The 754-nt window shown below is 53.3% G+C and carries 1 rRNA gene; it reads left to right on the forward strand.

From position 1 onward, the window contains the following. Window positions 1-742 (forward strand): 23S ribosomal RNA (locus UR504_RS21520); the annotation flags it as partial. Between the last annotated feature and the right edge of the window lie 12 nt (window positions 743-754).

Consider the following 754-nt stretch of genomic DNA (forward strand, 5'->3'; position numbering starts at 1 on the left):
TCCTTGAAATACCACCCTTTAATGGCTGGTGTTCTAACGTAGACCCGTGATCCGGGTTGCGGACAGTGTCTGGTGGGTAGTTTGACTGGGGCGGTCTCCTCCCAAAGAGTAACGGAGGAGCACGAAGGTTAGCTAATCCTGGTCGGACATCAGGAGGTTAGTGCAATGGCATAAGCTAGCTTGACTGCGAGAGTGACGGCTCGAGCAGGTGCGAAAGCAGGTCATAGTGATCCGGTGGTTCTGAATGGAAGGGCCATCGCTCAACGGATAAAAGGTACTCCGGGGATAACAGGCTGATACCGCCCAAGAGTTCATATCGACGGCGGTGTTTGGCACCTCGATGTCGGCTCATCACATCCTGGGGCTGAAGTAGGTCCCAAGGGTATGGCTGTTCGCCATTTAAAGTGGTACGCGAGCTGGGTTTAGAACGTCGTGAGACAGTTCGGTCCCTATCTGCCGTGGGCGCTGGAGAATTGAGGGGGGCTGCTCCTAGTACGAGAGGACCGGAGTGGACGCATCACTGGTGTTCGGGTTGTCATGCCAATGGCACTGCCCGGTAGCTAAATGCGGAAAAGATAAGTGCTGAAAGCATCTAAGCACGAAACTTGCCCCGAGATGAGTTCTCCCTGAGACTTTAAGTCTCCTGAAGGAACGTTAAAGACTATGACGTTGATAGGTCGGGTGTGTAAGCGCAGCGATGCGTTGAGCTAACCGATACTAATGAACCGTGAGGCTTAACCTTACAACGCCGAAG

It is taken from the genome of Enterobacter sp. 241F3, assembly GCF_034106785.1.
Taxonomy (GTDB): domain Bacteria; phylum Pseudomonadota; class Gammaproteobacteria; order Enterobacterales; family Enterobacteriaceae; genus Enterobacter; species Enterobacter vonholyi.